Source organism: Catenulispora sp. EB89, assembly GCF_041261445.1.
Taxonomy (GTDB): Bacteria; Actinomycetota; Actinomycetes; order Streptomycetales; family Catenulisporaceae; genus Catenulispora.
Window position 1 is genome coordinate 551,921 of sequence record NZ_JBGCCU010000001.1, and the last position, 16,609, is coordinate 568,529.

Below are 16,609 nucleotides of genomic sequence, written 5' to 3' on the forward strand. Positions count from 1 at the left end.
TGACAGCCGCTTCAGAGTGCTGACGCGCCGAGATGGTTGCAAAGGACTCTCAGGCGGGTTCTCAGACGGCCGCAGGCTCCGCCTCGTCCGGCGATTCCGCCGCGGCCACCACGCCGTCGCGCGGCAGCATGAGGTAGGCGTAGACCGCGGCGGCGACGAACAACAGGCCGGTGACGCTGAAGATGGTGTCGATCGGGCCCAGGTGGAGTCCGCCGACGTCGGCGTGGAAGTGCAGCATGACGGTGCTGATCAGCCAGCCGAACAGGATGGTCGAGCTGAGCTGGACGGCGCTCATGACCGGCGTGATCACGGAGATCACCCGGCCCAGCATGGCCCGCGGGGTGACCTGGACGAGCAGCGGTTCGATGGCGGTGTTGACCATCGCGATCGGGAGCGAGGCCAGGAAGATGACCAGGATCGCGGCCCATATCGAGGTCTGCCGGGAGTAGGCCACGATCAGCAGGCCGGCCGTTCCGACCGTCGCCCACACCGCGTTCACCATGCCGATCCGCAGCACCACTCGGGTGGCGAGCAGGGCCCCGACGATGGCCCCGGCGCCGAGTGCCATGCCGAGCAGGCCGTAGAGCTTGGGTGCGGCGTGCAGGTTCCGGGTGGCGAAGAAGACGAGCCCGGCTTTGAACTCGGCCCAGAACCCGGATCCGGCCTTGGCGGTGGTGTGTCTGGTGTTGTCCGGTATCGGCACCGGCCTGATCGCAAGGAAGGACGCCGCTCTGACAACAGCACGCCGGACACCGCGACCGGTGCCCAGCTCTTCCCGCTCCCCAGTTTCGTCGCGATCCACAGGACCAGCGTCGTATTGAAGACGTAGTCGCCGACTTTTGAGACCGCCTGGCCGTACCAGAGCCGCGTGAAGTCCCGGTTGATAATCGTCTTCAAAGCATGTCCCCCCGGCACATTTACCCACAGCGTTTTATCGACTGTCTATACGTAGTCTGAGCTTTGATGACGGACGCGAACTAGGCGAAGCTCCTGACGTCACCGTCCCACGGGTACTAGGGGGCTTCTCGCCAATGAAACGCAGAACATCCAGCTTGCTCACCGCCGTCGCGCTGGTCTCGGGGGCGGCCGCCTCGGCGCTGGCCGTCGCGCCGGCGCATGCCGCGACCGACTCCGGGACCTGCGCCTCGGGGTTGGAGAAGCAGGCCCCGATCAGCTTCAATCCGCCGGCCGCGGTGGCGCCCGCGAACATCATGATCCGGGTCGCCGGCAACACCATCGACCCGGCCGACGGCTGCAAGGCCGTCCTGGACTTCGGCGACGGCCAGCAGGCGTCGTTGTCGACCGACGTCGACGTCGCGCACACCTACCAGAACCCCGGCGACTACCGCGTGACCCTGACGCTCCAGTGGCCGGGCTACTCCCCGGCTCTGGAAAGCGCCCACCTGCTGGTGGGGGGTGCCGCCGGGCAGGCGCAGGTCACCCGGATCGCCGGCGCGGACCGGCTGGACACCGCGGTGAAGATCTCGCAGAAGCAATGGCTCGCGGTGGACCCGAAGAGCAGCTGGGGCCAGGCCGAGACCGCGGTCATCGCGACCTCCGGCACGTTCCCGGACGCTCTCGCCGGCGGGCCGCTGGCGTTCTACAAGCGCGGTCCGCTGCTGCTGACGCCGCCGAACGCCGGGCTCTACGGTCCGGCGAACGACGAGATCAACCGCGTGGTGCCCAAGGGTCGCACCGTCTTCATCCTCGGCGGCTACGCCGCGGTCCCGGCGTCGGTCGACCAGCGGCTGATCAACGAGGGCTACAAGGTCCAGCGCTTCGCCGGCCAGACCCGCTTCGACACCGCGCTGCAGGTCGCGAAGTTCGGCCTCGGCGACCCGGCGAACGTGGTCGTGGCCACCGGCAAGGACTTCCCGGACGCGCTGTCGGCCGGCCCGCTGGCCGCCGGTCCCCGGGCCACCTCGGTCGCCGGGCAGGAGCCGCAGCCGGCCGCGATCATCCTGACCGACGGCTCGAACTTCTTCGACCCGACCACTTCGGCGTACGTCAAGAGCAAGCTGGGCACCTCGAACTGCAACGCGGTCACCGCCGTCGGCGGCGCGGCGGTGCACGCGCTGAGCGCGCTGGCCGGCGGGCAGTGCCACAGCGAGCTGTACGGCGCGAACCGGTACGAGACCTCGGCGAAGGTGTTCGGCGAGTTCCCGCAGACCTACCTGGTCGGCGTGGCCAGCGGCGCGACGTTCGCGGACGCGCTGACCGGCGCGGCGTACGTGGCGAACGTGCAGCAGCCGCTGCTGCTGACGGACCCGAACAGCCTGCCCGACGCGATCGGCGGGTACTTCGACGCGATGGGCAAGCAGCCCGGGGTGGCTTATGTCGACGTGTTCGGCGGGCCGAAGGCGATCACGGACAACGTGTACACGCAGATCACCGATGCTGCTCACACGGGGCAGTACAACCCGTGAGGTTTTCTGCTGTGTTCGTCGGTCCGTGATGGCCGGTGTTTCCAGTGGCTAGTTGCTAGACGCTAAGCGCTAGACGCTTGGCGTGAGGCGTCAGCTGACGGGCGTCCCGTTTTTCCACACCCTGTGGACAAGCGGGACGCCCGGCCGGTAGGCGAGGTGAAGGTGGCTCGGGGCGTCCAGCACGGCGAAGTCCGCGCGGGCGCCGACGCCGAGATGGCCGACGTCCTCACGGCGCAGGGCCTTGGCGCCGCCGACGGTCGCGGCCCACAGCGCCTCGGCGGGCGACATGTGCATGTCGCGCACCGCCACCGCGATGCAGAACGGCATCGAGTTGGTGTAGCAGGACCCTGGGTTGCAGTCAGTGGCGATGGCGACGGTCGCGCCGGCTTCCAGCAGGCGCCGGGCGTCCGGGTAGGGCGAGCGCGTCGAGAACTCCACGCCGGGCAGCAGCGTCGCGACAGTCTGCGATCCCGCGAGCGCCGCGATGTCCTTGTCGTCCAGGAACGTGCAGTGGTCGGCGGAGGCCGCGCCGAACTCGACGGCGAGTTGCACGCCGGGCCCGTTGCCGAGCTGGTTGGCGTGCAGGCGCAGGTCCAGGCCCTTGGCTTTGGCGGCGGTCAGGATCTCGCGGGTCTGCTCCGCGTCGAAGGCGCCGCGCTCGCAGAAGACGTCGGCGTAGTCGGCGTAGGGCGCGCAGGCGTCGAGCATCGGGCCCTTGACGAGGTCGACGTACTCCTCGGGCCGGTCCTTGTACTCGGCGGGGACCACGTGCGCACCGAGGTACGTGACCGCTTCGACCTGCTCGCGCGCGAGGCGCAGGGCCCGTGCCTCGTCCTCGACGGTGAGGCCGTAGCCGGACTTGCACTCGACGGTGGTCGTGCCCTGCCGCAGCATCTCGCCGGTGAGGCGCTTCAGGTTGGCGCGCAGGTCCTCGTCGGACGCGGCACGGGTGGCGGCGACGGTGGTCCGGATGCCGCCGGCACTGTAGGGCGTCCCGGTCATCCGCGCGGCGAACTCCTGCGACCGATCTCCGGCGAAGACGAGATGCGCGTGGCTGTCGACGAAACCGGGGATCACCGCGCGCCCGCCGAGATCCACGCGCTCGTCGGCATCGGGCGCCTGCGCCGCCGGGCCGGTCCAGGCGACACGGCCGTCGGCGACGACGAGGGCCGCGCCGGTGAGGGTGCCGGGGGCGGCGTGGGTGGTGAGTTCGGCGATGTTGGTGAGGAGGGTGGTGGTCACGGTGCTTCCATTGTGTTATGGGGGATTCGCCCCTTTTATGAGTATCGCGAAGGCCACTGACAGCCGCCTGCAGCCAGCCGCCTTTCGGCCACTGACGGCCGACCGCCGCAGGTCCGGCGCTCGGCCGGGCCGCGCGACCCGCCCAGCCATCGAGCCGGTGCCGCCGCCCCTACTTGAAAATCGCCCCGATCGAGCGCTTCAGCCGCCCCGGCACGTCGTCCACCAGCGCGTGCTGATGATCGCGCACCGTGAAGCGGCCGCCGACCACGACATGCCGGACGTCCGCCGCTGTCGCCGCGAAGACCACCGATTCGGCGGCGTGTGCCGGCTGGACTCCTGCCAGGCGCACTGTGTCCAGGGCGATCGTCGTGAAGTCCGCCAGCGCCCCGGCTTCCAGGCGTCCTGATGACGGCCAGCCGAGCGAGGCGTGGCCTGCCGCCGTCGCCGCTTGGAGTAGTTCCGCGGCGAGCCAGTGGCCTCGGCGTTCGGTGCGCAGGCGCTCGTCGAGTTCCACCGCGCGGGCCTCTTCGAAGAGGTCGATGACCGCGTGGGAGTCCGAGCCCAGGTTCACCGGGGAGCCCGCCAGGTGGCAGGCGTGCGCCGGGCCGATGCCGTCCGCGAGGTCGCGTTCGGTCGTGGGGCACATGCAGACCGCCGTGCCGGAGGTGCCCAGCAGGTCGATGTCCATCTGCGACAGGTGCGTGGCGTGTACCGCCGTGGTGCGGGGGCCGAGGGCGCCGTGGGCGTGCAGGAGTTCCGTCGGCGTCTTGTGGTGGCGGACCAGGCAGGCGTCGTTCTCCGCGCGCTGCTCGGACAGGTGGACGTGCAGCGGCATCTCGTTCTCCGCCGCGAAGGCCACCACCGGTGAGAGCTGGTCCACCGGGACCGCGCGCACGCTGTGCACCGCCGCGCCGATCCGTACCGTGTCAGAGCCCGCGTACGCCTTGCGCAGGGCCTCGACCCGGTCGGCCCAGCGTGCGGCGTCGCCGTCGGAGAAGCGCCGCTGGACCTCGTTCAGCTCGGTGTCGAAGCCGCCGGACAGGTAGCAGGTGTCCAGCAGCGTGATGCGGATCCCCGCCGCCTCGGCGGCCTCGGCCATGGCGTGGCCCATGGCGTTCGGGTCGTGATACAGGCCGCCCTTGGGCGAGTGGTGCAGGTAGTGGAACTCGCCGACCGCGGTGATGCCGGCCAGGGCCATCTCGGCGAAGACCGCCGTGGCCAGCTCCCGGTAGGAGTCCGGGTCCAGGTGCGCGGCGGCCTCGTACATGCGCTCGCGCCAGGTCCAGAACGTGCCGGACTCGACCTGGGTGCGGCCGCGCAGCGCGCGGTGGAAGGCGTGTGAGTGCACGTTCGCCAGGCCCGGGACGGTCAGGCCGGACAGCTTCTCGGCGTTGTCCGGGCGGGGTTTCACCCCGCAGGTGACCGAGGAGATGCGCCCCTGCGCCACCTCGATGAGGACCTTGCTCTTGATCTCGCCGCCGATCCAGGCCAGCTCGCACCAGAACGACGTGGTGGACGGGGTGGGTGAACCGGTCGGGGTCTGCGGCTTCTCGGGCAAAGTCACTGGCACAGCTCCTGCAACACGTCGGCGAGTGCGGTCACCCCGGCCAGGCAGTCGCGGTCGTCCGCGTGCTCGCCGGGCGCGTGGGACACGCCGGTCGGGTTGCGGACGTACAGCATCGCGGTCGGTACGGCCGCCGCCAGGATCCCGGCGTCGTGCCCCGCGCCAGTCGGCAGCACGGGAACGGCGCCGAACGTTTGACGAAGACTGCCCGCCAGACGGTTCCGCAAAACGTCGTCGAATTCGACGATCGGAGTGTGGGACTCCCGTTCGGTGCTCAGGACGGTGCCGTCGCGGCCGGCTCGCTCGTCCGCGGCCTTGATGATCTCCTCGGTCACGGCCGCCAGGATCTCATCGCCCGGGGCCCGGACGTCCAGCCAGGCGCGGACCCGCGAAGGGATGGCGTTCGTGCCGTTGGGCTCGACCACCAGTCGCCCGAACGTCGCCACCGCGCCGCCGAGCTTGGCCTTCTTGCGGGCCGCCAGCACGGCGTTCGCATAAGTGAGCATCGGGTCGCGCCGGTCCTCCAACCGGGTGGTGCCGGCGTGGTTCGCCTCGCCGGCGAACTCGAAACGCCAGCGGCTGTGCGGCCAGATCGCCGAGGCCACCGCGACCGGCGACTCGGTGAACGCCAGCGCCTTGCCCTGCTCGACGTGCAGCTCGACGTACGCGGCGATGCCGTCCAGGCGCTCGTCGTCGCGGCCGAGCGTCGCAGGATCCTGTCCCGCCTGCTCCATCGCGGCAGCCATCGTCGTGCCGTTCAGGTCGCACAGGCCGCGCGCCTTCTCAGCGGACAGCGCGCCGGTCATCAGCCGGGATCCGGCGCAGGCGATGCCGAACCGCGCCCCCTCCTCGTCGGAGAAACAGGCCACTGCGAACGGCTTGGCCGGCGCGAAGCCGCGGGCCCGCAGCACGTCGACCGCCGCGAACGACGACACGACGCCCAGCGGCCCGTCGAACGCGCCGCCGTCCGGCACCGAGTCCAGATGCGACCCGGTGACGACGGCGCCGGGGCCCTTCGGCCCCCACCACGCCCACAGGTTGCCGTTGCGGTCGGTCTCCACCTCCAAGCCGCGCGCGGCGGCCTCGGAGCGGAACCATTCACGGCAGGCCAGATCCGCGGTGTTCCAAGCGAAACGGCGGTAGCCGCCGGTGTCGGAGTTCAGGCCGAGGGGCAGAAGCGAGCGCCACATGTCGGTGTAGCGGCTCGCTTCCGCTTCATCCACAGCCCTGTGGATAGCGTTTGGCAAGGACACTGTTACGCGTCACCCTCACGCATCGGCACGCGCACTCCGCGCTCCGCGGCGACCTCGTCCGCGCGGTCGTACCCGGCGTCGACGTGCCGGATGACCCCCATGCCCGGGTCGTTGGTCAGCACCCGGCGCACCTTCTCGCCGGCCAGCTTCGTGCCGTCGGCGACCGTGACCTGCCCGGCGTGGATCGAGCGGCCCATGCCGACGCCGCCGCCGTGGTGGATCGACACCCACGACGCGCCCGAGGCCACGTTCACCATCGCGTTCAGCAGCGGCCAGTCCGCGATCGCGTCGGAGCCGTCGGCCATCGCCTCGGTCTCCCGGTACGGCGAGGCCACCGAACCGGCGTCCAGGTGGTCGCGGCCGATGACGATCGGCGCGACCAGCTCGCCGGCGGCGACCATGTCGTTGAACCGCTCGCCGGCCCGGTCGCGCTCGCCGTAGCCGAGCCAGCAGATGCGCGCCGGCAGGCCCTGGAAGTGGACGCGCTCGCCCGCCATCTTGATCCAGCGGGCCAGCGACTCGTTCTCCGGGAACAGCTCCAGGATCGCCTTGTCGGTCTTGGCGATGTCGCTCGCCTCGCCCGAGAGCGCGGCCCAGCGGAACGGGCCCTTGCCCTCGCAGAACAGCGGACGGATGTAGGCCGGGACGAAGCCGGGGAAGTCGAAGGCCCGGGTGTACCCGGCCAGCTGCGCCTCGCCGCGGATCGAGTTGCCGTAGTCGAAGACCTCGGTGCCCTTGTCCTGGAAGCCGACCATCGCCTCGACGTGCTTGGCCATCGACTCGCGGGCGCGCTGCGTGAACTCGGCCGGCTTGTCCTTCGCGTACTGCTTCATGTCGTGGAAGTCCACGCCGAGCGGCAGGTAGGCCAGCGGGTCGTGCGCCGAGGTCTGGTCGGTGACGATGTCGATCGGCGCGTCCATCGCCAGCAGCTGCGGGACCAGCTCGGCGGCGTTGCCCAGCACGCCGATCGACAGCGGCTCGCGCTTGTCGCGGGCCTCGGTGGCGAGCTGGAGCGCGTGGTCCAGCGAGTTCGCCTTCACGTCCAGGTAGCGGTGTTCGACGCGGCGGTCGATCGAGCGCTCGTCGCAGTCGATACAGATCGCCACGCCGCCGTTCATCGTGACGGCCAGCGGCTGCGCGCCGCCCATGCCGCCCAGACCCGCGGTCAGGGTGATGGTCCCGGCCAGGGTGTCGTTGAACTTCTTGGCGGCGACCGCCGCGAACGTCTCGTAGGTGCCCTGCAGGATGCCCTGCGTGCCGATGTAGATCCAGGAACCGGCGGTCATCTGGCCGTACATGGTGAGGCCCAGGGCCTCCAGGCGCCGGAACTCCTCCCAGTTCGCCCAGTCGCCGACCAGGTTGGAGTTCGCGAGCAGGACGCGCGGCGCCCACTCGTGGGTCTGCATGACGCCGACCGGCTTGCCGGACTGCACCAGCATGGTCTCGTCGTTCTTCAGCGTCTGGAGCGTGCGCACCATCGCGTCGAAGGACGCCCAGTTGCGCGCCGCCTTGCCGGTGCCGCCGTAGACGACCAGCTCGTCGGGGTGCTCGGCGACCTCCGGGTCGAGGTTGTTCATCAACATGCGCATGGCGGCTTCCTGCTGCCAGCCCTGTGCGGTGATGCTCGTGCCTCGGGCGGCGCGGACCGGGCGCGGACCACTGGTCGCGGTCATTCCTGGACCCCTCTCATTCATGCGGGCGATCGACCGTATGATCTCATTCATTCAGACGAAGTCGACACCGCACAAGGGAGCAGGTGACGGATGAGCGCGACTGTGGTTATCGGTGACGGGGACCTCACATTCGGCGAGGTGGTCGCCGTGGCCCGCGGGGGCGCCCGGGTCGAGCTGTCCGCGACCGCGCTGAAAGCGCTGGCCGAGGGCCGGGCCCTGGTGGACCGGCTGGCCGCGGCCCCGACCCCGGCCTACGGCATCTCCACTGGCTTCGGGGCGTTGGCCACCCGGCACATCGATCCGGAGATGCGCGCGCAGCTGCAGCGCTCCCTGATCCGTTCGCACGCCGCCGGCATGGGCCCGCTGGTCGAGCCCGAAGTGATCCGCGCACTCACCCTGATGCGGCTCAAGACGCTGGCCACCGGCCACACCGGCGTGCGTCCCGTGGTCGCCGAGACCATGGCCGCGCTGCTGAACTCCGGGATCACGCCGGCGGTGCGCGAGTTCGGCTCGCTGGGCTGTTCCGGGGACCTGGCGCCGCTGTCGCACGTCGCTTTGGTGCTGATGGGCGAGGGCGAAGTCATCGGGGCGGACGGGGTTTCCGCGGTCGAGGCCGCACCGGCCCTGGCCGAGGCCGGCATCGAGCCGCTGGAACTGGCACCCAAGGAGGGCCTGGCCCTCATCAACGGCACCGACGGCATGCTCGGCATGCTGATCCTGGCCCTGGGCGACCTGTCCGAGCTGGTGAAGATCGCCGACATCTCGGCGGCGATGTCGGTCGAGGCGTTGTTGGGCACCGACAAGGTGTTCCGCCCCGAACTGCACGCCATCCGACCGCATCCGGGCCAGGCCGCCTCTGCGGCGAACCTGCTGAAGGTGCTGCACGGCTCGGCGATCATGGAGTCGCACCGCGAGCCCAACGAGTGCACCCGCGTGCAGGACGCCTACTCGCTGCGCTGCGCCCCGCAGGTCGCCGGCGCCACCCGCGACACCATGGCGCACGCCGCGACCGTCGCCGAGCGCGAGCTCGCCTCGATCGTCGACAACCCGGTGGTGCTGCTGGCCGACGGCCGCGTGGAGTCCAACGGCAACTTCCACGGCGCCCCGGTCGCCATGGTCCTGGACTTCCTCGCCATCGCCGCCGCCGACCTCGGCTCCATCGCCGAACGCCGCACCGACCGGATGCTCGACGTCGCGCGCTCGCACGGCCTGCCGCCGTTCCTCGCCGACGACCCGGGCGTCGACAGCGGCCTGATGATCGCGCAGTACACGCAGGCCGCGCTGGTCAGTGAGAACAAGCGGCTGGCGGTCCCGGCCTCCGTGGACTCCATCCCCTCCTCGGCGATGCAGGAGGACCACGTCTCCATGGGCTGGTCCGCCGCGCGCAAGCTGCGCACCGCCGTCGACAACCTGCGGCGCATCCTGGCCGTCGAGCTGGTCACCGCGGCGCGGGCGCTGGAACTGCGGGCGCCGTTGCAGCCCGCGGCCGGCACCGGCGCGGCCGTGCGCGCCCTGCGGGACGCCGGCGTCGGCGGCCCCGGCCCGGACCGCTTCCTGTCGCCGGAGCTGCGCGCCGCCGAGGATGCGCTGAAGTCCGGCGCTGTGGTCGCGGCCGTGGAGACGGCCGTGGGGGCGCTGAACTGAGGCCTTCGGCCGGCCTCACCCCAGACCGGCGCGCGCCCGTGGGTTGCAATCCCGTTGGCGCGCGCCGCTTTGTGTGGTCTACGAGTTTTCGAGGCGCTGGGTCATCGTCGCCAGAAGCTTGGCGTCGAGTGAGGGGTCGTAGTCGCCTTCGTGCATCCGAATGACGAGCGTCGCGACCTTGTTGTCCCATCGGGCGTAGAGGGTGTGGCTGGTGCCTTCAGAGCCGGTGCTTCGCCAGGCGAAGCCGGTGCTGGTCTGCGCTGTGATGCCGGCACATTTGGGGAAGAAGGCTGCCACGCGTGATGCCGCGTAGGACGCCGAGGCGTAGGTGTGGACCACTTCTTCGGCGGAACTCTGGTGGTCCGACGACGGGTAGAGCGCGTCCCAGACGTCGGTGTTGAGCTCGGTTCCTCCCAGAGCGGGGCAGGTGGCTACCAACGGTTCCTCGACGTGGACCGGCGTGATGTACTCCCGGGTCCAGCCGTAGGTCTTCCCGGCAGGGAGCTGATCCGCGGTCAGGAACTCGGACACCACCGGCGCCGGTGTCGAGGCCTGGCCTCCGGCCGGGGTGGAAGGGCTGCTCGGCGGTTTCGCCGGCGTGTGGGTGCCGGCCAGGACGCCCGGTGCCGTCGTCGTCTCGGTCGGCGTACTCGCGATCGGCGTACTCGGGATCGGCGTACTGGGGGCGGCGGTCGTCCCGGTGATGCCGCCCTTCGGCGGCGCGCTCGTGGAGCTGCCGCTCCCACACGCGCCGAGCATCGAACCCAGTGCTATCGCGCATCCTGCGGCGACGGCTGTTGTGCGGATCCTTGCTGTCCCACTCATCGAATTCCCCGTCCGGCTTGAGAGCGTTGTGTGCAAGGAGGACGTGTCACCCTACGTGTTGGTTGCCAGACCGTCCGGGGTAGGGCTGGCACCACCCACGGCCTGGGGCGGCCGTCATGGCGCGGTACCCGGTCCGCCGTAGATCATGATGGCCATGCGGCTGAGATTCTCGGTGTGGACGAGGACCCTGATGGCGTCCCAGGCGGCCCGCCACAAGATGGCGATCGCGTTCGTCGGATCGGCGATCGTGCTGGTCGGCTGGATGGTGTTCCTGGCGAACACGCTGCACGGCAAGGCCGTGGTGAGCCATTGGTCGACGGTGTGGATCGGCCTGGACACCATGGAGGCGCTGGCACTGGCCACCCTCGGCATCCTGCTGGTCCGGCACGACCACCGGGCCCGCACCGCCGCGACCGTGGCCGCGACGCTGTTCGGCATGGACGCCTGGTTCGACGTGATGCTCTCCCGGGGCGGCGACTTCGTGCAGGCGCTGATCCTGGCGGTGCTGTTCGAGATACCGCTGGCGGCGGCCTGTGCGGGGATCGCGCGGCAGACCGCTCGCTGGTACGACGTGTGAGGCGGTACGGCGGGTCGTGATCAGGCCATTGCGACAGCGGTGGCCGGTTCGCCCGCGGCGCGGGACGTCTCGGCGGAGGCGTTCTCCGCGGCTTCCCGCTCCCGTCGCTCGGCCGCCTCGGCCAGCGCCGCCTCGATCCGCTTGTTGCTGGTCATCCGCGCCGCGACCACGGCCATCGCGGCCAGGACCCCGGCCCCGACGATGAACGGCGCCCGCAGCCCCGCGACGTCCGCCAGCCATCCGCCGCACACCGCGCCGAGCGGACCGGCGCTGAAGTTGATCAACCGTCCCGTCGCCGCGACCCGCCCCATAAGGTGGTCCGGCACGATCGCCTGCCGGATGGCCGGTCCCAGCGCCATCGTGGTGCCCATCGCGGCGCCGAGCACCATCTCGCCGACCCCCGCGACCCACGCGTTCGGCGAGAGGCCGATCCCCAGCAGCGACACGGCCTCCACGAACGCGGTCAGCGTCAGCGTCCCGCCGGTGCCGAGCCTGCCCGCCAGCCGCGGCGCGAGCGACGCCCCGACCAGCGCCCCGATCGCGTTCGCCGTCAGGTAGAGGCCGAAGGCCGTGGTCCCGAGATGCAGGGTCTGCTTCACGAACAGCACCAGCACGGCGCTCGCTCCCATGAACGCGAAGTTCCCGACCGCCGGCCGCAGGGCCATCCCCACCAGCAACCGGTTCCCGAACAGGTACGCCGCCCCCGCCCGCGCCTCGCGCAGCAGCGATCCCCGCGGCTGAGCCGGCTTCGGCGCCGACTTGGGCAGCGACCAGATCGTCAGGGAGCTGACCAGGAACGACACGGCGTCGCCGAGGATCGGCACCGCCCGCCCCAGGGCGAACAGCAACGACCCGGTCGGCGGCCCGACGAAACCGCCGAGGGCCTGCTGGGCTCCCTGCAGGCGCGAGTTGGCGACCTGCAACGTCTCCAGGTCCCGCGGCAGCACCTCCGGCAGGAAGGCGATCGACGCGGTGTCGAAGAACACCTGCCCGATCCCCAGCAGGAACACCACGACGAACAGCACGTAAATGTTCGCGGCACCGGCCGCGATCAGCGCCGTCACGAACACCAGCAACAGGAACCGGCACATGTCGGCGATCACCATCGTCCGCCGCCGGTCCCACCGGTCGACCAGCGCTCCGCCGATCATGCCGAAGAACAGCCAGGGCAGCAGCGAGCACGCCTCCATCGCGCCGAGCAGGATCGGGCTGTGCGTCATGGTCAACGCGAGCAGCGGGACGGCCGCGAAGTAGACGCCGTCGCCGAGGGCGGAGACCGCGGAGGCGGTCCATATGCGGTAGAAGCGCGCGGGAAGCTTGGCGGCCATCAGACGTCCTTCGGTCGGTAGAACGCAATGAACAGATCGGCGGCGGGCTGCGTGGGGTCCGAGAGCTCCTTGAGCTCCGCCATCAGCGCGTGGACGCGCTTGTTGAACTCCTCCCACGCCTCCGGGCTGAGCCGTGCGTGGTTCAGGGCGATGGTCTTCTGCTCGTTCGGCGGTGCGTCCTCGACATCGGCCAACGCGTGCCGCATCAGCGTCTCGGGCTGTCCGGCTCCGGGCTCCGGCAGCTCGATGCGCCGTCCGGTCATCGCGTAGTACTGCTCGGTGACGCCGCCGACCTTGCGTGTCTCCACGACCGCGACCAGGCCGGCCTTCGCCAGCACCTTCACGTGGTGGTTGGAGCTGCCTTTGGCGATCCCCAGCCGTTCGGCGATCTGCGTGATGGTCGCCGGTCCGTCGCGCAGGACGCGCAGGATCCGGTGCCGGGTGTGGCTGGCGACCGCGCGCAGCTGCTCGTCGGTCTGGATGTGGACGCTGTCGGCGTCTTCGGTGGTCACGAGCTCTATGGTCAAGGAGTCTTGACCGTTGGTCAAGAGTTCTTGACCAACTGGGTGCGCGAAAGCTGGAGTTGGGGGGGTGCGATGGAGGTGTTTGTCGGGCTACGTCACTTGTCGACGTAGAACCCGCGGGTCTCCGCGAGGGCTTCGTACGCTTCCAGCCGCTCCTGCGTCCGCTCTGGAGCGGCGTCTGCGAGGGACTGGAGCAACAGCGCGGCGAACGCCATGGGTGCCGCGTGGGAGTCGAAGACGGACCGGGACCCGACACCGACCGGCAGGAGCACGTCCGCCAAATGAGCGAACGGCACCAGCGGAACGTCCGTCACTACAGCTGTCTTGAGTCCAAGCTCTCTAGCGCTGCGCAGCATGACCACGGACTCCGCCGAATAGCGCGGCAACACAAACGCCACGAGCCACGTACCGCCGGCGGACTTCGCTCGCAGCAGTGCCTCGTGGGCCGGGGAACCCGGGGTGTCGATCACGCGGACGTCCGGGTGAATGCGTGCCGCTCCATAGGCGAAGTAGGACGCGACAGGCGCGGACATCCTCAGGCCGATCACGGAGAGCGGTTCCGAGGCGGCGAGGTCGGTGCCCAGCCGGGCCAGCCGGGACGGATCGGCGGCGTACTTGTGCAGCGCCTCCAGGTTCGCCTGGTCGCTCTCCAGGGCGGAGTGCAGTTCGTTCCCCGCTATGCGTTCGCTGTGGATACCCGTCTCAGGGACTCTGAGTGCGATCGGACGCAACGCGGCGCGCAGTTCCGGGTAGCCCGAGAAGCCCAACGCCGCCGCGAACCTGGTCACCGACGGCTGGCTCACCCCGACGCGTTCGGCGAGTTCCATGCTCGACAGGAAAGCGACCTCGGGAAGGTTCTCCAGAAGGTAGTGCGCTATCCGTCTCTGAGCCGGCGACAGGCGCCGTCCGTCGAGCAGCGCCAGCAGCTCGTCCGCAGGTGGCAGCGAGGGGGCCGGCCGCGCGGCGGACATCGCGACCGCGGATGTAGCGGGAGTCACAGCGGAGGGCGCAGCATTGTCGACCGATGTAGTAGGAGTCACAGGCTCAGGGGCCGTCACAGCCTTCCCTCCTCCCTGTCGGTGCTGCCACCATCACTTGTGGCGCGCCAGAAGTTACTCGTCAGTAGGATAATCTGGGGCCTCGACTACCGTACCCTCCGTACGGACGGTGATCGGGATGTGTCCGTCGATACGCACGCGTAGGAGGAGACCGAGGCTATGCAGCTCGCAGCCATCGTCGTCTCGCTGGTGATCTCGGTCATCGGCTTCGGTCTGCTGGGCCGGACCGCTGTCTACATCTACCAGTTCGTGAAGCTCGGCCAGTCGGTCGCGCCCGGTGCGCGCACCAACGAGCCGCTGGAGCGGACCAGGAACCTCTTCCGGGAGTTCCTCGGCCACACTCGGCTGGCCCGCAAGGGCAAGCGCTGGATCGGCGCCATGCACTGGGTGGTCATGGTCGGCTTCGGCCTGCTGTTCTTCACCCTGGTCACCGCCTACGGCCAGCTGTTCTCCGCGGACTTCGCGATCCCGCTGATCGGCCGCTGGTGGCCGTTCGAGTTCGTCACCGAAGTGATCAGCTTCGTGATGATCCTGGCGATCCTCGGGCTGATGGGCGTCCGGCTGCGCAACCGCCCCTCGGGCGCCGGCTCCAAGGACAAGGGCAAGCGCTCGCGGTTCTTCGGCTCCACGATGTGGCAGGGCTACTTCGTCGAGTGGGTCATCCTCACCATCGGCCTGTGCATCATGCTGCTGCGCGGCTTCGAGGGCGCGCTGGGCCACCACCTCTCCTACAGCCTGCACTACCCGGTCAGCTACCCGCTGATCCACGCCTTCGACGGCATGTCGCGCGGCGCGCTGGAGAACGGGATCTACGCGGTCGCGATGGTCAAGATCGTGATCTCGATGATCTGGGCCATCACCATCGGCCTGAACTCCACGATGAGCGTGGCCTGGCACCGCTTCCTGGCGTTCCCCAACATCTGGTTCAAGAAGAAGGCCGACGGCGGCACCGCGCTCGGCGCGCTGTCCCCGATGGCCTCCGGCGGCGTGCCGATCGACTTCGAGGACCCGGCCGAGGACGCCAAGTTCGGCGTCGGCGCGGTCGAGGACTTCACCTGGAAGGGCCTGCTGGACTTCTCGACCTGCACCGAGTGCGGCCGCTGCCAGGACCAGTGCCCGGCCTGGAACACCGACAAGCCGCTCTCGCCGAAGCTGCTGATGCTGGCCCTGCGCGACCACTCCGCGGCCAAGGCGCCCTACCTGTTCGCCGGCGGCGGCAAGGACCTGGAGGGCAACGAGAAGCTGGCCGAGGAGAAGTGGCTCTCGCTGCCGGACATGGTCCGCGCCGAGGCCGAGCGGCCGCTGATCGGCTCCGCCGACGACAACGGCGTCATCGACCCCGACATCCTGTGGTCCTGCACCACCTGCGGCGCCTGCGTCGAGCAGTGCCCGGTGGACATCGAGCACGTGGACCACATCGTCGACATGCGCCGCTACCAGGTGATGATCGAGTCCTCGTTCCCGTCCGAGGCCGGGACGATGCTGAAGAACCTGGAGAAGGCGCAGAACCCCTGGGGCATGCAGCCCAAGAAGCGCACCGAGTGGATCGCCGAGCTGGACTTCGAGGTGCCGGTGTTCGGCGAGACGCTGGAGGACATCTCCGAGGTCGAGTACCTCTACTGGGTCGGCTGCGCCGGCTCCCTGGAGGACCGCGCGAAGAAGACCACGAAGGCGTTCGCCGAACTGCTGCACATCGCCGGCGTGAAGTTCGCCGTCCTAGGCGGCATGGAGGCCTGCACCGGCGACCCGGCGCGCCGCCTGGGCAACGAGTTCCTGTTCCAGATGCTGGGGCAGGGCAACGTGGAGATGCTGAACGAGGTCTTCGGCGAGGACACGCCGCGCGAGAAGCGCAAGATCGTGGCGACCTGCCCGCACTGCTTCAACTCGCTGGCGAACGAGTACCCCCAGCTCGGCGGCGAATACGACGTCATCCACCACACGCAGCTGCTGGACACCCTGGTGTCCGAGGGCAAGCTGACGCCGGTGACCCCGATCAACCAGAACATCACCTACCACGACCCCTGCTACCTGGGCCGTCACAACAAGGTGTACACCCCGCCGCGCGAGATCATCGCGAAGGTCCCGGGTCTGAAGAACACCGAGATGCACCGCTGCAAGGAGAAGGGCTTCTGCTGCGGCGCCGGCGGCGCGCGGATGTGGATGGAGGAGCGCCTTGGCAAGCGCATCAACGTCGAGCGCGTCGACGAGGCACTGTCGACGAACCCGGACGTCATCTCCACGGCGTGCCCGTACTGCCTGGTGATGCTCGGCGACTCGATCACCGCCCGGAAGCAGGCGGGTGAGGTCCCGGAGTCCATGGAAGTGGTCGACGTCGCGCAGTTGCTGCTGACTTCGGTCAAGCCGGTGCCGGCTCCTGCGAACGCCTGAGATGACCGGCCGGTAAAAGGGTCACAAAGAACCCCGACCAGCAGACGATCAACAGTTCGACGCTGCTAGCCTCGCCTCCGCAGGGTATGGGATACCGCGGAAGGTGG

General features: G+C 69.8%; 13 protein-coding genes. 4 read left to right on the forward strand and 9 right to left on the reverse strand.

Features of this window, described 5'->3' with window-relative positions:
* Positions 1 to 61: 61 nt before the first annotated feature.
* Positions 62 to 703 carry a hypothetical protein gene (locus ABH920_RS02595; RefSeq protein WP_370346303.1) on the reverse strand — a complete coding sequence of 214 codons (642 nt, stop codon included), beginning with the start codon at positions 701 to 703 and terminating at the stop codon, positions 62 to 64.
* A gap of 328 nt (positions 704 to 1,031) precedes the next feature.
* Between ABH920_RS02595 and ABH920_RS02600 the strand changes: the two genes are divergently transcribed.
* On the forward strand, positions 1,032 to 2,426 hold the full coding sequence (locus tag ABH920_RS02600) for a cell wall-binding repeat-containing protein (protein WP_370346305.1): 1,395 nt from the start codon (positions 1,032 to 1,034) through the stop codon (positions 2,424 to 2,426).
* Positions 2,427 to 2,516: 90 nt separating this feature from the next.
* On the opposite strand, the gene hutI is transcribed toward ABH920_RS02600, so the two are convergent.
* From hutI to hutU, 4 genes are all read right to left on the reverse strand, one after another.
* Positions 2,517 to 3,668: an imidazolonepropionase gene (gene hutI / locus ABH920_RS02605; protein ID WP_370346307.1), complete on the reverse strand. Its 1,152-nt coding sequence runs from the start codon at positions 3,666 to 3,668 to the stop codon at positions 2,517 to 2,519.
* 169 nt (positions 3,669 to 3,837) lie between these two features.
* On the reverse strand, positions 3,838 to 5,226 hold the full coding sequence (locus ABH920_RS02610) for a formimidoylglutamate deiminase (protein ID WP_370346719.1): 1,389 nt from the start codon (positions 5,224 to 5,226) through the stop codon (positions 3,838 to 3,840).
* Positions 5,227 to 5,228: 2 nt separating this feature from the next.
* Entirely contained in the window at positions 5,229 to 6,422 is a 1,194-nt protein-coding gene (locus tag ABH920_RS02615) for an allantoate amidohydrolase (protein WP_370346721.1), read from the reverse strand.
* A 65-nt stretch (positions 6,423 to 6,487) separates the two neighbouring features.
* Positions 6,488 to 8,158, reverse strand: a complete 1,671-nt coding sequence (gene hutU, locus ABH920_RS02620) for a urocanate hydratase (protein ID WP_370346309.1) — start codon at positions 8,156 to 8,158, stop codon at positions 6,488 to 6,490.
* Between the two features lie 90 nt (positions 8,159 to 8,248).
* Between hutU and hutH the strand changes: the two genes are divergently transcribed.
* Entirely contained in the window at positions 8,249 to 9,802 is a 1,554-nt protein-coding gene (gene hutH, locus ABH920_RS02625) for a histidine ammonia-lyase (RefSeq protein ID WP_370346311.1), read from the forward strand.
* A gap of 78 nt (positions 9,803 to 9,880) precedes the next feature.
* On the opposite strand, the gene ABH920_RS02630 is transcribed toward hutH, so the two are convergent.
* Positions 9,881 to 10,627, reverse strand: a complete 747-nt coding sequence (locus tag ABH920_RS02630) for a hypothetical protein (protein ID WP_370346313.1) — start codon at positions 10,625 to 10,627, stop codon at positions 9,881 to 9,883.
* A 154-nt stretch (positions 10,628 to 10,781) separates the two neighbouring features.
* Between ABH920_RS02630 and ABH920_RS02635 the strand changes: the two genes are divergently transcribed.
* Entirely contained in the window at positions 10,782 to 11,204 is a 423-nt protein-coding gene (locus ABH920_RS02635; protein ID WP_370346315.1) for a hypothetical protein, read from the forward strand.
* Between the two features lie 20 nt (positions 11,205 to 11,224).
* Here ABH920_RS02635 and ABH920_RS02640 read toward each other — a convergent pair whose 3' ends face one another.
* From ABH920_RS02640 to ABH920_RS02650, 3 genes are all read right to left on the reverse strand, one after another.
* Positions 11,225 to 12,532, reverse strand: a complete 1,308-nt coding sequence (locus tag ABH920_RS02640) for an MFS transporter (protein ID WP_370346317.1) — start codon at positions 12,530 to 12,532, stop codon at positions 11,225 to 11,227.
* Positions 12,532 to 13,044, reverse strand: a complete 513-nt coding sequence (locus tag ABH920_RS02645) for an ArsR/SmtB family transcription factor (RefSeq protein ID WP_370346319.1) — start codon at positions 13,042 to 13,044, stop codon at positions 12,532 to 12,534. The genes ABH920_RS02640 and ABH920_RS02645 overlap by 1 nt, the downstream gene beginning before the upstream one ends.
* Positions 13,045 to 13,151: 107 nt before the next feature.
* Positions 13,152 to 14,054 (reverse strand): MurR/RpiR family transcriptional regulator, encoded by a 903-nt coding sequence (locus ABH920_RS02650; protein WP_370346321.1) that lies wholly within the window; start codon positions 14,052 to 14,054, stop codon positions 13,152 to 13,154.
* A 219-nt stretch (positions 14,055 to 14,273) separates the two neighbouring features.
* Between ABH920_RS02650 and ABH920_RS02655 the strand changes: the two genes are divergently transcribed.
* Positions 14,274 to 16,502: a (Fe-S)-binding protein gene (locus ABH920_RS02655; RefSeq protein ID WP_370346323.1), complete on the forward strand. Its 2,229-nt coding sequence runs from the start codon at positions 14,274 to 14,276 to the stop codon at positions 16,500 to 16,502.
* Positions 16,503 to 16,609: the final 107 nt, after the last annotated feature.

What these genes read in the sequence shown, in the direction of transcription:
- ABH920_RS02600 (WP_370346305.1), top strand. Translation starts at nt 1,032, where the DNA reads ATGAAACGCAGAACATCCAGCTTGCTCACCGCCGTCGCGCTGGTCTCG.
- ABH920_RS02615 (WP_370346721.1), bottom strand. Translation starts at nt 6,422, where the DNA reads ATGTGGCGCTCGCTTCTGCCCCTCGGCCTGAACTCCGACACCGGCGGC.
- hutU (WP_370346309.1), bottom strand. Translation starts at nt 8,158, where the DNA reads ATGACCGCGACCAGTGGTCCGCGCCCGGTCCGCGCCGCCCGAGGCACG.
- hutH (WP_370346311.1), top strand. Translation starts at nt 8,249, where the DNA reads ATGAGCGCGACTGTGGTTATCGGTGACGGGGACCTCACATTCGGCGAG.
- ABH920_RS02630 (WP_370346313.1), bottom strand. Translation starts at nt 10,627, where the DNA reads ATGAGTGGGACAGCAAGGATCCGCACAACAGCCGTCGCCGCAGGATGC.
- ABH920_RS02635 (WP_370346315.1), top strand. Translation starts at nt 10,782, where the DNA reads ATGCGGCTGAGATTCTCGGTGTGGACGAGGACCCTGATGGCGTCCCAG.
- ABH920_RS02640 (WP_370346317.1), bottom strand. Translation starts at nt 12,532, where the DNA reads ATGGCCGCCAAGCTTCCCGCGCGCTTCTACCGCATATGGACCGCCTCC.
- ABH920_RS02655 (WP_370346323.1), top strand. Translation starts at nt 14,274, where the DNA reads ATGCAGCTCGCAGCCATCGTCGTCTCGCTGGTGATCTCGGTCATCGGC.